12 protein-coding genes are annotated in these 13,052 nt (G+C 64.9%); 11 read left to right on the top strand and 1 reads right to left on the bottom strand.

Annotation, left to right across the window (positions count from 1 at the left end; translation table 11 throughout):
- Positions 1 to 2: 2 nt before the first annotated feature.
- Complete coding sequence (gene recX, locus C7440_RS14745; RefSeq protein ID WP_116519055.1) at positions 3 to 512, top strand: recombination regulator RecX; 510 nt, start codon at positions 3 to 5, stop codon at positions 510 to 512.
- A 317-nt stretch (positions 513 to 829) separates the two neighbouring features.
- On the opposite strand, the gene C7440_RS14740 is transcribed toward recX, so the two are convergent.
- Positions 830 to 1,759: a LysR family transcriptional regulator gene (locus tag C7440_RS14740; protein WP_116519054.1), complete on the bottom strand. Its 930-nt coding sequence runs from the start codon at positions 1,757 to 1,759 to the stop codon at positions 830 to 832.
- A 197-nt stretch (positions 1,760 to 1,956) separates the two neighbouring features.
- Between C7440_RS14740 and metE the strand changes: the two genes are divergently transcribed.
- From metE to C7440_RS14695, 10 genes are all read left to right on the top strand, one after another.
- Positions 1,957 to 4,263: a 5-methyltetrahydropteroyltriglutamate--homocysteine S-methyltransferase gene (gene metE, locus C7440_RS14735; RefSeq protein ID WP_116519053.1), complete on the top strand. Its 2,307-nt coding sequence runs from the start codon at positions 1,957 to 1,959 to the stop codon at positions 4,261 to 4,263.
- Between the two features lie 204 nt (positions 4,264 to 4,467).
- Positions 4,468 to 5,049, top strand: a complete 582-nt coding sequence (locus tag C7440_RS14730) for a DUF2889 domain-containing protein (RefSeq protein ID WP_243410931.1) — start codon at positions 4,468 to 4,470, stop codon at positions 5,047 to 5,049.
- 83 nt (positions 5,050 to 5,132) lie between these two features.
- Positions 5,133 to 6,293 (top strand): ADP-forming succinate--CoA ligase subunit beta, encoded by a 1,161-nt coding sequence (gene sucC, locus C7440_RS14725; protein WP_017523241.1) that lies wholly within the window; start codon positions 5,133 to 5,135, stop codon positions 6,291 to 6,293.
- Between the two features lie 21 nt (positions 6,294 to 6,314).
- Positions 6,315 to 7,196, top strand: coding sequence for a succinate--CoA ligase subunit alpha (gene sucD / locus C7440_RS14720; RefSeq protein ID WP_017523242.1), 882 nt, complete (start codon positions 6,315 to 6,317; stop codon positions 7,194 to 7,196).
- 153 nt (positions 7,197 to 7,349) lie between these two features.
- Positions 7,350 to 8,069 carry a TerC family protein gene (locus C7440_RS14715; RefSeq protein WP_116519052.1) on the top strand — a complete coding sequence of 240 codons (720 nt, stop codon included), beginning with the start codon at positions 7,350 to 7,352 and terminating at the stop codon, positions 8,067 to 8,069.
- Positions 8,056 to 8,187, top strand: a complete 132-nt coding sequence (locus C7440_RS20200) for a hypothetical protein (protein ID WP_017523244.1) — start codon at positions 8,056 to 8,058, stop codon at positions 8,185 to 8,187. Before C7440_RS14715 ends, C7440_RS20200 begins: the two co-directional genes overlap by 14 nt.
- Positions 8,177 to 9,166, top strand: a complete 990-nt coding sequence (hemC, locus tag C7440_RS14710) for a hydroxymethylbilane synthase (RefSeq protein ID WP_116519051.1) — start codon at positions 8,177 to 8,179, stop codon at positions 9,164 to 9,166. The genes C7440_RS20200 and hemC overlap by 11 nt, the downstream gene beginning before the upstream one ends.
- A 70-nt stretch (positions 9,167 to 9,236) precedes the next feature.
- On the top strand, positions 9,237 to 10,058 hold the full coding sequence (locus C7440_RS14705) for a uroporphyrinogen-III synthase (protein ID WP_116519050.1): 822 nt from the start codon (positions 9,237 to 9,239) through the stop codon (positions 10,056 to 10,058).
- Positions 10,059 to 10,085: 27 nt separating this feature from the next.
- Complete coding sequence (locus C7440_RS14700; protein WP_116519049.1) at positions 10,086 to 11,474, top strand: uroporphyrinogen-III C-methyltransferase; 1,389 nt, start codon at positions 10,086 to 10,088, stop codon at positions 11,472 to 11,474.
- Positions 11,475 to 11,476: 2 nt separating this feature from the next.
- Positions 11,477 to 13,015: a heme biosynthesis HemY N-terminal domain-containing protein gene (locus tag C7440_RS14695; RefSeq protein WP_116519048.1), complete on the top strand. Its 1,539-nt coding sequence runs from the start codon at positions 11,477 to 11,479 to the stop codon at positions 13,013 to 13,015.
- Positions 13,016 to 13,052 lie beyond the last annotated feature (37 nt).

The following is a 13,052-nucleotide window of genomic DNA, read 5'->3' as shown; positions in this document are numbered from 1 at the left end:
TCATGGCTGATTCCGATCAAGACGACTTCGAGCAGCTTGTTCCCAAGCCCAAGCGGCAGGGGCCTTCGCTAAAGGCCAGGGCCGTGGCCATTTTGTCACGCCGCGAGCATTCGCGTATTGAACTGGCGCGCAAGCTGGCCGCCCATGCCGACCCCGAAGACACCTCCCAGCTTGAACGTGTGCTCGACGAACTCCAGCGCGACAACTGGCTGTCCAACGAACGCTTTGCGCAAAATCTGGTGCATCGTCGCGCATCCCGCAAGGGCACGGCGCTGGTGCTGCAAGAGCTGCGCCAGCACGGCCTGTCCGACGAGCAATTGGGCGACATCCGCCAGCAGTTGCAAAGCACTGAAGTCCAGCGCGCCACCGAAGTCTGGCAAAAAAAGTTCGGGCGCACGCCGGTCGATGCCAAAGACTATGCGCGTCAATTCCGCTTCATGGCGTCCCGGGGGTTCTCGCCTCAATGCTTGCGGCAGATAATCGGCGAGCAAGAGTCGAATGATGCCGACTAGGTCCCAGTACGCTGGGCAGTTCTGTTTCTTCCTGGCTTTAAATGCTTGTGCACAAAGAAGCCCGGTATGGCTCACTCGAATAAAAGACCCCGGTCTTGCATGCTTGCTCATGCCTAAGCTGCTGTGGGTGGCCTGCCTGGAGCCGGGCGTTGGAGGGCGCTGCCACAAACCGCCCGACCGCCCGGCTCCAGGCAGGCCACCCGCAGCAGCGCTCAAGAACTCAGACCAATAGCACCAAAGAACCCAGACCGGCAGCGCCAAAGAACCCAGACCGCTGCAAAAAAAGAACCTCTCGCGCTGCACAGACATCCTTCCGCTTACAACTTGACGCCGCGCGCAGCCTTGATGCCGCTCAGGGTCTTGAAACAGATCTCCTGCGCTTTGTCGACGAAAGCTTTCAAGTAGTGCGTTTCAGCGTCCTCGACGCGCACAGCTGCGTACAGCGTGCGCCACACGCCTTGTTCCCCCAAGTGGCAGATGCGCAGCCAGCCCTGGCCCAGGTATTCGGTCAGGGCCCAGTTGGGCAAGGCCGCCACCCCGCGCTGGCTGGCCACCAGTTGCGCAATGATGGGTGTCAGTTCGGCCGTGCGCAGCGCCGCCGGCTCGACCCCGGCCGGGTCCAGAAAGGCGGTAAACACATCCAGCCGCTGTTTTTCCACCGGATAAGTAATAAGCACCTGGTCTTCAAGCTGCCGGGCCTCGATATGGCGATACTGGGCCAGCGGGTTCGATGCCGACACCGCCAGCACCAGCTCATAGCGAAATAGCGGCAGGTAGCTGACGGCATCGATTTCTTGCGGGTCTGAAGTAATAACCACGTCCAAGTCGCCCCGCATGAGCGCGGGCAGCGGGGCGAAAGAGAAGGCCGCCGAAAGATCGAGCGTGACGTCCGGCCATTCCTGCCTGAAGGCGTCCATGGCCGGCATGAGCCACTGAAAGCACGAGTGGCATTCGATGGCCAGGTGCAGGCGCCCGGTGCGGCCCGCGGCCAGCCGCTGCAGCTCGCGTTCAGTGGCCTTCAGGCGGGGAAGCACGTCGTCGGCCAGCGCCAGTACCCGCAAGCCCGCGGTGGTCAGCCGGGCAGGGCGGGTGCGCCGATTGAGCAAGGGGGTTTTCAAGCGGGTTTCAAGGTCGCGCAACTGATGCGAAAGCGCCGATTGTGTTACGTGCAGCCGTTCGGCAGCTTCCTGCAGGCTGCCGGCCTCGTGGATGGCGGCGATGGTCTCGAGGTGGCGTATTTCCAGCATGGCTTTTCCGAAGGGGGCGTCCTGGGGGCTGGGTAAAAGAGAGCTTGAAAACTTAACATGAGTATATCTCATGTTAATGATGTCGCATTTGATTTTGCCTCATGGAATTGTAGCGCCATAATTTCATTCGAAGCGATCCCCTCATGCCGCCTGGCCCGCAGGGACGCGATTTCGGTTTCTACATCTTGAGAGAAGACATGACGGTTTTTCATAGCCTGGGTTTTTCGCGCATGGGCGCGCAACGCGAATTGAAGTTCGCCCTGGAGGCCTATTGGGCCGGCAAGGGCGACCTGGCCACACTGCTCGAAACGGGACGCGAGCTGCGCCGCCGCCATTGGGCCCTGCAGGCCGGCGCCGACGGCGCCCGCAAGGCCATGGTGCCGGTGGGCGACTTTGCCTGGTACGACCACATTCTGGAATGGACCACCCTGCTGGGCGCGGTGCCGGCGCGCTTCGGCCAACCTGCCGACGAACCGGTGGACCTGGATACCCTGTTTCGCATGGGCAGGGGGCGGGCGCCCTCGGGCAGGCCGGCGGCCGCTTGCGAGATGACCAAGTGGTTCGATACCAACTACCACTACATCGTGCCCGAACTGACGCCCGGCCAGACTTTCCGCATTGCGCGCAGCGACCTGTTCGACCAGGTGGCCGAGGCCCAGTCCCTGGGCCATGTCGCCAAGCCCGTGATACCCGGCCCATTGACCTGGCTGTGGCTGGGCAAGGGAGACGCCTTCGCCCAAGGCCCGCAAGACGAGGGCAAGCTGGGACTGCTGGACGGGCTACTGCCCGTCTATGTCCAGGTGTTGCAACGCTTTGCCGAACAGGGCGTGGAGTGGGTGCAGGTAGACGAGCCCATCCTGGCCCTGGACCTGCCGCCCGCCTGGCAGGCGGCTTTCAAGCGCGTTTATGACGAACTCTCGGGCAGCGGGCTGCGCATCCTGCTGGCCAGCTACTTCGGCCGCATCACCCAGAACCTGGGCGTACTGCAGGGCTTGCCTGTACAAGGCGTGCACGTCGACCTGACGCGGGCGCCTGACCAGGCCCGGGAAGTGGCTGCGGCGCTGCGCGGCGACCAGATCCTTTCGGCGGGTGTGATAGACGGCCGCAACATCTGGCGCACCGACCTGGACGAGCGCCTTGCGTTGCTCGAGCCGCTGCGTGAGCGCCTGGGTGACCGCCTGTGGCTGGCTCCGTCATGCTCCCTGCTGCATGTGCCCGTCGACCTGGCCGCCGAGACGCAGCTCGATCCCGAGTTGAAGTCATGGCTGTCCTTCGCCGCCCAGAAGCTTGAAGAGTTGCGCTGCCTGGCCCGCCTGCTTGACGGCGACGTCGATGAGGCCACCGCCGCCGCGGTGCAGGCGCAGCGCGCGGCCCTGCAATCGCGCCGCAGCTCCAGCCGCACACACAACGAGGCGGTGCGTCGCCATCTGGCTGAATCACAGGGTTTGTCGCGCAGCCGCGCGCCCTTTGCCGAGCGCATCGCCCGGCAGCGCAAAGAGCTCGACTTGCCCGATTTTCCCACGACCACCATCGGCTCCTTCCCCCAGACCACCGAGATCCGCCGCTTGCGCCGTGACTGGCGCCAGGGCGCCCTGAGCGATGCGGCATATGAAAAACAAGTGCGGGCCGAGATCGAGGCCGCCATCCGCTTTCAGGAGGAAGTCGGCCTGGACGTGCTGGTGCACGGCGAGCCCGAGCGCAACGACATGGTGGAATACTTCGGCGAGCTGCTTGCCGGCTTTGCCTTCACCCAGAACGGCTGGGTGCAAAGCTATGGCTCGCGCTGCGTCAAGCCGCCGCTCATCTATGGCGACGTGCTGCGCCCCGCGCCCATGACGGTGGGCTGGAGCAGCTATGCCCAGTCTCTGACGGACAAGCCCGTAAAGGGCATGCTTACCGGGCCGGTCACATTGCTGCAGTGGTCTTTCGTGCGGGACGACCAGCCGCGCCAGGACACCTGCCGCCAACTGGCGCTGGCCTTGCGCGAAGAGGTCTCCGACCTGGAAAGCGCGGGCATTCGGGTCATCCAGATCGACGAGCCGGCCTTTCGCGAGGGCCTGCCCCTGCGCCGCGGCGACTGGCAGGCCTACCTGGATTGGGCGGTGGATTGCTTCCGCCTGGCCACCTCCAGCGTGCGGGACGGCACGCAGATCCACACCCATATGTGCTATTCAGAGTTCAACGACATCATCGAGGCCATTGCCGCCATGGATGCCGACGTCATCACCATCGAGACATCGCGTTCGAACATGGAGCTGCTGGGCGCCTTCGAAGATTTCGCCTATCCGAACGACATCGGCCCCGGTGTTTATGACATCCACTCGCCCAACCTGCCCGAGGTGGACGCCATGGTGGCGTTGATGCGCAGGGCGGCTTCCCGCTTGCCGACCGAAAGACTGTGGGTGAACCCCGATTGCGGTCTGAAGACGCGTGCCTGGCCAGAAACCCGGGGCGCCCTCGAGGCCATGGTGCGGGCGGCGCGCACGCTGCGCGAGGCGGCCTAGAGGCCGGTCTGCGCGGCAGCCCGGGCAGGCCAGGGCTTTCCACGGCAAGGGCGGCAGACGCCGGAGGAGGGCCCCGGCCCAGGGCCGTCCGCCCCGCGCCCCTGGCCGGGCCACGGCGGCTTCGGCGGGGCGCTGGCTTCATCTGCGAGGGCGGGCTGCGTTATACTTCTTCAGTTTATCGTCATTGTCCGTCCCGCTTTTTCAATGCCGCTTCCCTTGCCCGACGTTCCCCGCAAATTGCTGCACACGCGTTCCGTGCGCGTGGACGCCTATGCGCGCGACGATGACCAGTGGGACCTTGACGCCGAGCTCATCGATGTAAAGGGCTACGACTTTCCCCGCGAGAACGGCACCATCCATAAAATGGGCGATCCCGTGCATCACATGCATCTGCGGGTCACCGTCGACAATGACTTCACCATTACGGCTGCCCAGGCGGCTTACGATGCGGCGCCCTTCGACGAAAACTGCTTCTGTATCGCCTCGGCCTACCAGGATCTGGTGGGCCTTAATCTTTTGCGCCGCTTCCGCGACGCCGTCAAGGGCCGGTTCGGCCGTGTGGCGGGCTGTACGCACCTGACCGAACTGTCCTATCTGCTGCCTACGGTGGCCGTGCAATGCATGGCCGGCCGCAAGCGCGAAGAGCGGGCGCGCGGCGGCGAGCAGTCCGATAAAAAGCCCTTCGAGCTCGACGGCTGCCATGCCTTGCGAGTGGACGGTCCGGTGGCCGCAAAGCACTACCCGCAGTGGTATGCGGCCCCTCAGGGCAAGGCCAGACAGGAGTAGGGCATGGCGTTATCCGGCAAGTGTGCGTGTTGCAAGACACCAGGCAAGCTTTCTTCTCATTTTTACGTTCTGACAGGTAAGCAATGAAAATTCACGAGTATCAAGGCAAGGAACTGCTGAAGAAATTTGGCGTGACGGTGCCGCGCGGTATTCCCGCGTTTTCCGTAGACGAGGCCGTAGCCGCGGCCGAGAAGCTGGGTGGCCCGGTATGGGTCGTCAAGGCCCAGATCCACGCCGGCGGGCGAGGCAAGGGCGGCGGCGTCAAGCTGGCCCGCTCGCTCGACGAAGTGCGCCAACTGGCTTCCCAGATTCTGGGCATGCAGCTCGTTACCCACCAGACCGGCCCCGAAGGCCAGAAGGTGCGTCGCCTGTACATCGAAGAAGGCGCCGACATCCAGAAGGAATACTACGTGTCCGTGGTCACCGACCGCGCAACGCAGAAGGTGGCCTTCATTGCCTCGAGCGAAGGCGGCATGGACATCGAGGAAGTGGCCGAGTCCACTCCCGAGAAGATCATTACCGACTACATCGATCCGCTGGTCGGCTTTACCACCGAGCAGGCCACCAAGATCGCCAAGGCGATCGAACTGCCCGCCGAATCCATTGACCAGGCCGTCGACATCTTCCAGAAGCTGTACCAGTGCTACATGGAAACCGACGCCTCGCTGGTCGAGATCAACCCCCTCAACCGCGACAGCAGCAACAACATCATCGCCCTGGACGCCAAGTTCAACTTCGACTCCAATGCGCTGTTCCGCCATCCCGAGATCGTCGAGTACCGCGACCTCGATGAAGAAGACCCCGCCGAAGTCGAGGCCAGCAAGTTCGACCTGGCCTACATCCAGCTCGACGGCAACATCGGCTGCCTGGTCAACGGCGCCGGTCTGGCCATGGCCACCATGGACACCATCAAGCTGTTCGGCGGCGAGCCGGCCAACTTCCTCGACGTCGGCGGCGGCGCCACGGCCGAGAAAGTCACCGAAGCGTTCAAGATCATGCTCAAGAACGAAGGCGTGCAGGCCATCCTGGTCAACATCTTCGGCGGCATCATGCGCTGCGACATCATCGCCGAAGGCGTGATCGCCGCGTGCAAGGCCGTCAACCTCAAGGTTCCGCTCGTCGTCCGCATGAAGGGCACCAACGAAGAGTTGGGCAAGAAGCTGCTGGCCGAATCGGGCCTGCCCATCATCAGCGCCGACACCATGGCCGAAGCCGCGCAGAAAGTCGTGGCTGCCGCGAAATAAGAATTTGCCGAGGATTTGTAAATGTCGATCTTGATCAACAAAGACACTAAAGTCATTACCCAGGGAATCACCGGCAAGACCGGCCAGTTCCACACCCATTACTGCCGCGAGTACGCCAATGGCAAAGAGGCGTTCGTCGCTGGCGTGCATCCCAAGAAGGCCGGCCAGGACTTCGAAGGCGTGCCCATCTTTGCCTCCGTCAAGGAAGCCAAGGCCGAAACAGGCGCCACGGTCTCCGTCATCTACGTGCCGCCCGCGGGCGCGGCCGATGCCATCTGGGAAGCGGTCGAAGCCGACCTTGACCTGGTCATCTGCATCACCGAAGGCATTCCTGTGCGCGATATGCTGATGGTGCGCAACCGCATGCGCGCCGAGAACAAAAAGACCCTGCTGCTGGGCCCCAACTGCCCCGGCCTGATCACCCCCGACGAGATCAAGATCGGCATCATGCCCGGCCACATCTCGCGCAAGGGCCGCATCGGCGTGGTCAGCCGCTCGGGCACGCTTACCTACGAAGCCGTGGCACAGCTTACCGAGCTCGGCCTGGGCCAGTCCTCGGCAGTGGGTATTGGTGGCGACCCCATCAATGGCCTGAAGCACGTCGACGTCCTGAAGATGTTCAACGACGATCCCGACACCGACGCCGTCGTCATGATCGGTGAAATCGGCGGTCCCGACGAAGTCAATGCCGCTGAGTGGGCCAAAGACAACATGAAGAAACCCGTGGTCGGCTTCATCGCCGGCGTCACGGCGCCTCCGGGCAAGCGCATGGGCCACGCGGGCGCCCTGATCTCCGGCGGAGCCGACACGGCCGACGCCAAGCTCGAGATCATGGAAGCTTGCGGCATCCGCACCACGCGTGACCCCTCCGAAATGGGCAAGCTGCTCAAGTCGGTGCTGTAAGGCCGCTTATGCCGTAATGCTGAAAAAGGCCCGCTTCGGCGGGCCTTTTTCAGCCCCGCTCGCCGCTTGGGCAGCCGCGGTCGCGGGCAGAAGGCCCGCAGGCTTGCGATACCATACTGTTTCACGCTTTTACCCTGGTCACCAGGAGACCTGATGGCAGAATTTCTGAGTACCCTTCATTGGGGCGCGCTGTTCCAGATCGTCATGATCGACATACTGCTTGGCGGCGACAACGCCGTGGTCATCGCGCTGGCCTGCCGCAAGCTCGAGCACCGGCAACGCATCCGCGGCATTCTCTGGGGAACGGTGGGCGCCATCGTCATGCGCGTGGCCCTCATTGCCTTTGCCCTGACGCTGCTCGGCATTCCCTTCCTGAAGGTGGCGGGCGGCTTGCTGCTGCTGTGGATAGGCATAAAGCTGCTGCTGCCCGACGACGGCCATCATGGCAACGTCACCGCGGGCTCGTCAGTGTGGGCGGCCGTTAAAACCATACTCGTGGCCGATTTCATCATGAGCCTGGACAACGTCATCGCCATCGCCGGCGCCGCGCAGAACGCGCACATGGACCATCAACTGGGCTATGTCGTGTTCGGCCTCCTGCTGAGCGTGCCGATCATCATCTGGGGCAGCACCCTGGTGCTCAAGCTGATCGACCGCTTTCCGGTGGTGGTGCTGTTCGGCGCCGGCTTGCTGGGCTGGATTGCGGGCGGAATGGTAATAAGCGATGTCTTTGTCGTGAATCAATTCAGCGAGCCCAGCGCCGCCGCTAAAATAGCTGCGGAAGTGGTCGGCGTCGCCCTGGTCGTATTGGGCGGAAAATGGCTGGCCGCACGAATGACTGCAAAAAAGGTGGATACTCATGGGACTGTTTAAACCTACTTCGGGCGAAAAGAAAGACGCCGATTCGGGCATGTCGCTGCTCAAGGGGCTGCTTGTCCTGGCCATCATCGGCATCATCGCCTACCTGGTCGTCAACCACTATGCAGGCTAAGCCCGTGTCGCCTCCGTCGCGCCTGGTCATCGCCACGCGCGCCAGCCGCCTGGCCCTGTGGCAGGCCGAGCACGTGCGCGGCAGGCTGGCGCAGTTGTATCCCCAATGCGAAGTAAGCCTGCTTGAAATGACCACCCGGGGCGACCAGATACTCGACCGCACGCTTTCCAAGGTGGGTGGCAAGGGGCTGTTCGTCAAAGAGCTTGAAACCGCCTTGCTCGATGGGCGCGCCGACCTGGCCGTGCATTCGCTCAAAGACGTGCCCGTCGACCTGACGCTGCCCTTTGCCCTGACGGCCGTCATGCAGCGCGAAGACCCGCGCGATGCGCTGGTCTCCGGGCAGGTCGACGACCTGGCCAAGCTGCCCGCCGGGGCTGTGGTCGGAACCTCCAGCCTGCGCCGCGAGGCGCAGATCAGGGCCTCGTATCCCCATCTCGAGGTAAAGCCCTTGCGCGGCAATCTCGACACCCGGCTCGGCAAGCTCGACCGAGGCGAGTATGCGGCCATCATCCTGGCTGCAGCCGGCTTGCAGCGGCTGGGCCTGGCTTCCCGCATCCGAGCCTACCTCAGTCCCGAGCAAAGCCTGCCGTCGGCGGGGCAGGGCGCCCTGGGCATCGAAGTCATGGCCGAGCGTGCCGACCTGCGCCAGTGGCTGGCGCCGCTTGAATGCGCCGAATCGTCTTTATGCACCCTGGCCGAACGCACTGTGTCGGCCGAACTGGGCGGCTCATGCCAGGTGCCGCTAGCGGCTTACGCCCAACTGCGCGACGGCGTTTTGAACCTGCGCGGGCTGGTGGCCCAGCCCGATGGCAAAACCGTGATACGCGCCCAGGCCTCGGGGGCGCCCGAGCAGGCTCAGGCACTGGGCAGGCAGGTGGCCGCCCAGTTGCTCGACCAGGGCGCCCGCGAAATTCTCGCCGCATTGCTGCCGGGCCACCCCGCTTCCTCGCCGCCGGGCCAGGGCCCTGCCGCAGGCTAGGGCCTAAACACGGAACGGGTCGCATGGGTACGCACATGGCTCACCACTCAACAGGCGCCGGGCCGCGGACATGACGGCGGGCCTGGCCGACGCGCTGGTCGTGCTTACCCGCCCCCAAGGGCGTAACGAGCCCTTGGCGCAGCGCCTGGCCGACCGGGGGCTGGAGCCCCTCGTCATGCCCGTGCTCGACATCGTTCCCGTTGCGGAGCCAGGCGGCCTGGTCCCCCGACCGGGCGATCAGGACCTGATCGTATTCGTGTCGGGCAATGCCGTTTCCTCCTATTTCCAGCAACTGGCCCAGGCGGACAGCTTGCCCGGTGCATGGCCGGCGCACACGCTGGTCGCAGCGGTGGGAGCCGCCACGGCCAAGGCCGTCGCCCAGACCGGCCTGGTGCCGGCCGGCCAGGTCGTGCTTCCGGCACAGTCTGAAGAGCAGGATTCGGAAGCGCTCTGGAAAGTGTTGCAGCCTCGGGTGGCGGGTCTGCGCAACGCGCTCATCGTGCGAGGCCAGGCCGGGCGCGAGTGGCTGGGCCAGCGCCTGGAACAGGCCGGGCTGCGCGTGGTCCGCCACGCGGCCTATGAGCGGCGCATGCTTGACTGGCCGCCTCATCAGGCCCGGCGCCTGCGCGAGGCGGTGGCGGCGGGAAAGGGAGTGGTCTGCCTGCTGACCAGCGCCCACGGCGTCCAGGCCTTTGTCGACAATGCCGCCCGCCATGGCTTGCTGGCGTCTTGCGCCGGCTTTCATTACGTGGTGATACACCCGCGCATTGCGGGGCGTTTACAATCTTCGCTCGATGTCCCCGGTGGCACGGATAGCAGCCTGGCGGTTACCATATGTGCGCCAAGGGACGACGCCATCTTCCAGGCCGTCACATCGCTCGCTTCCCTCTGAAAGGGTGCTAAGGATTACAATTTCGCCATGACAGACAATAAACCAGACAACACGTCCGGCAGCGGCAGCGCCACGCAGCACGACAAACCCGCCAACAAGCAGGCTGCGTCGCCGGCCGGGCCGCGCCCCGCCAAACGTTCCCGTCGTTCGGTCCTCGTCATCGTCATCCTGGTGGTGCTGCTGATCATTGCGGCGCTTGCCGGCACGGTCTGGTACCAGCACCGCGTCATGCACGAGCGCGGCGACGCATTGCTCAGCCAGGCAAGGCAAAGCGCACAGACCGCGCAGGCCGCCTCCAGCCAGGCGTCGCAAGCCCTGGAGCTGGCCCAGCAGCAGGCAGGGCGCATCGAGCGGCTGCAAGCCTCGCTGGGCGAGGCGCAGCAGCATCTGCAAAGTCTCGAGCAGGCGCTGCAGATGATGACCGACAGCGGCGCCGACATCGCGCTGGTCAACGACGTCGATCATCTGGTTTCCATTGCCCACCAGCAGCTGCTGCTGGGCGGCAACGTCAGCAATGCCATCATTGCGCTCGAAACCGCCCAGGCGCAGCTTGCCCGCGCCAACCGGCCCGGCCTGGCCTCGCTGCAGCAGGCCATCAACGGCGACGTAGAAAGGCTTCGGGCGGTCAGCACCATAGACATCAATCGCCTCTCGAGCCGCATCGACGAACTTGGCGGCCTGGTTGAAACGGCGCCCATGCTCATTCCCGACGATGCCGCGCCCACGGTGGCTTCGTCGCCGGCGCCGGCCCGGCGGGCGGCTCCGGCCGCCGCCAGCAGTGTCGACCCCGCCGATCCCTGGTGGAAGCGCTGCATCGCATCGGTGGCCGACTGGTCCGGCCAGGCCTGGTGGAACATCAGGCAAGACCTGGCCAGCTTTATCAATGTGCGCCGGGTCGACGATGCCGCAGCCCTGCTGATGTCTCCCGAGCAGGCCGGCAGCCTGCGCGACAAGCTTCGCCTGCGGCTCATGACAGCCCAGCTGGCCTTGCTGATGAAGCAGCCCGACGTCTGGAACACCGAAACCAAGGCCGTCGTGCAGATGCTGCAGGCGCGCTACGACATCAACTCGGTCGAGGGCAATCGTGCCTTGAGGCTGGCGCTGCAGCTGGCCGACACCTCGATCCAGGTCGAGCTGCCCACGGTGGCCAACAGCCAGAACGCCATCCAGGCCTTGCGCGAAGAGCTCGCCAAGTCCCAGAACTCCGCCGACATCGAAGAAGAGGGCGCTTCCCCAAGCGCCCCGGCCCAGGATGATGCCGAAGCGCCTCAGGGTGAAGGCGCCGCCGACGACACCGGCCCCGGCGAGCAAGAGGGGGCCGCCAACGAGGCCGCACCCGACGGCTCCGAGCCCGCCAGCGCCCGCAACGCCGACCTTACCGCCGCCTCGGCCCGCATCGGCCGGGCAGGAGCATAGCCATGAGAACATGGTTGTGGATGTGCGTATTGCTGGTCCTGGCCGTGGCGCTGGCCCTGGTGCTGCGCGAGCACAGCGGCAATGTGTTGATCATTGCCCAGCCCTGGCGCATCGAGCTTTCGCTTACATTTGCGGTCCTGCTGCTGCTGGCCGCCTTCGTGGTGCTGTATGTGGCGCTGCGCCTGATCGCCTGGCTGGTTTCGGGCCCCGAGCGCTTCCGTTCGTGGCGCGGCCTGCGCGGCCGCAAGAAAGAACACGAGTTGCTCGAGTCGGGCTGGATCAGCGTGCTTGAAGGGCGCTATGCCGATGCCGAGCAGCGCCTTTCCAAGCTGCTGGGCCGCAGCAAGTCCGCCAACACGCGGGTGCTGGCGGGCCTGGCTCTGGCCACGGCTTCCCATCATCTGGGCGAATATGTGCGCCGCGACGATGCCCTGCGCCTGGCCGGCCAGGCCGCCGGCAACGACACCCGCCTGAAGGAAGCGCATGCGGCCGCCTCGGCCGAGATGCTGCTCGAGCAGAACCGGCCCCAAGAGGCGCTGGCCCTGCTGCAGCCCCTGTATGACAGCAACCCCAGGCATTCGCACGCGGCCCAGCTGCTGTTGAAGGCATACCGCCAATTGGGCGAGCACCAGCGCGTGTTCGACCTGGCACGCACGCTTTTGCGCCGCGGCGTCATCGACAAATCCAAGGCCCTGCCCCTTATAGAAAGCGCGGCGGCCGTGCGGCTGGGCGGCGTAGCCGACCCCGACGAGTTCAAGGCAGTGTGGGGCGAGCTCAAGTCCGACGAAAGAACCCTGCCCGAGGTGGCCCTGGCCGCGGCTGCTTTCCACGAGCGGCAGGGCGATGTCGAAGCCGCCGGCAAGGTGCTCGAGGCCGCGCTCAACGTCAGGCTCGAGTCCCGACTGCTCAACGCCTATTCGCAATGCCCGCCCGAACACGTGGCGCGCCGCCTGGCCAAGGCCGAGGTCTGGCTCAGGAACGACCCGCAAAACTCCGACCTGCTGGCGGCCCTGGGCAACCTGTGCCTGACCGGCCAATTGTGGGGCCCCGGCGAGCGCTACCTGCTACGCAGCATGAAGATACGCAGCGACGTGCGCATCCACGCGCTGCTGGGCAACCTGTACGACCGCCTTGGCCGTGAAGCCGACGCCATGAAGCACTGGCGGCTGGCCTCGGGCGTGGCGGGCGTGCTGCCCGTGCTGCAAACCAGCAATGTGCTGCCCGCCGCCGATACCCGCGCCGACCCCACCCTGATCGATGTCGAGAGCATGCCCATGTCGGCGCCCATCGATGCCGAGCCGTTTTCGCCGGTTGCGGCCAGCGCCGCCGATTATTTCGACGACTCATTGCCGTCCGCTTCGCCCGGCGAGCCCCGTACGCCGCCCCAGCCAGCCTCGGTGCCGGTGTCCGGCGACTCTGACATGGACGAATATTTCGACAGCGCGCCGATTCCGGGCGTCGACCTGAGCCAGACTTCCGACCGACCCCGCAGCCATGCGCCAGTGTCTTCGCAGCCGCCCGAATCCAAGCCCCGAGACTGATTTCCCCGACCATTCAATTTTTATCAAGGTAGTGAAA

Source organism: Pusillimonas noertemannii (assembly GCF_003096595.1).
In the GTDB taxonomy this organism is placed as follows: domain Bacteria; phylum Pseudomonadota; class Gammaproteobacteria; order Burkholderiales; family Burkholderiaceae_B; genus Pusillimonas; species Pusillimonas noertemannii.
This window is presented reverse-complemented; position numbering and strand designations above follow the sequence as displayed.